This is a genomic window from Streptomyces parvus (genome assembly GCF_014648875.1).
Taxonomy (GTDB): Bacteria; Actinomycetota; Actinomycetes; order Streptomycetales; family Streptomycetaceae; genus Streptomyces; species Streptomyces parvus.
In genome coordinates this window covers 1-989 of the sequence record NZ_BMRY01000044.1, presented here as the reverse complement: position 1 = coordinate 989, position 989 = coordinate 1, and the positions used below count along the sequence as shown (strand labels likewise).

General features: G+C 69.1%; 1 protein-coding gene. It reads right to left on the bottom strand.

All coding sequences use genetic code 11. From position 1 onward, the window contains the following. Positions 1–989 (bottom strand): acyl-CoA carboxylase subunit beta (locus IE140_RS35715; protein ID WP_280118056.1); only part of this gene is annotated, 989 nt, incomplete at both ends.

Here is a 989-nt window from a genome sequence, read left to right as displayed (position 1 = left end):
AGGGTGATGATCGGGATGTTGAAGGCGTCGCACATCTGGACGAAGCGCGCGGCCTTCTCGGACGCCTCGATGTCCAGGACCCCGGCCAGCGACTGCGGCTGGTTGGCGACGATACCGACGACCTGGCCGTCCATCCGGGCCAGGGCGCAGACGATGTTGCGGGCCCAGCGCTCGTGGATCTCCAGGTAGTCGCCGTCGTCGACGAGCTCCTCGATCACCTTGTGCATGTCGTACGGGCGGTTGCCGTCGGCCGGGACCAGGTCGAGCAGCACGTCGCCGCGCCGGTCGGCGGGGTCGTCGCTCTCCACGGTCGGCGGGTTCTCGCGGTTGTTGGAGGGGAGCATCCCGATGAGGTAGCGGACCTCGGCGATGCAGGTCTCCTCGTCGTCGTACGCGAAGTGCGCGACGCCCGAGGTCTCGGCGTGCACGTCCGCGCCGCCGAGGCCGTTCTGGGTGATCTCCTCGCCGGTGACCGCCTTCACGACGTCCGGTCCGGTGATGAACATCTGCGAGGTCTCACGGACCATGAACACGAAGTCGGTCAGCGCCGGGCTGTAGGCCGCGCCGCCCGCGCACGGGCCGAGCATCACACTGATCTGCGGGATGACACCGGAGGCACGCGTGTTGCGCTGGAAGATGCCGCCGTAGCCGGCGAGCGCCGAGACGCCCTCCTGGATACGGGCGCCGGCGCCGTCGTTCAGCGACACCAGCGGGGCGCCCGCCGAGATGGCCATGTCCATGATCTTGTGGATCTTCGTCGCGTGGGCCTCGCCCAGCGCCCCGCCGAAGATCCGGAAGTCGTGCGCGTAGACGAAGACCGTACGGCCCTCGACCGTGCCCCAGCCGGTGATCACACCGTCGGTGTAAGGCTTCTTGGCCTCCAGACCGAACCCGGTCGCCCGGTGCCGGCGCAGCTGCTCGACCTCCTTGAACGAACCCGCGTCCAGCAGCAGCTCGATCCGCTCCCGGGCCGTCAGCTTCCCCTTGGC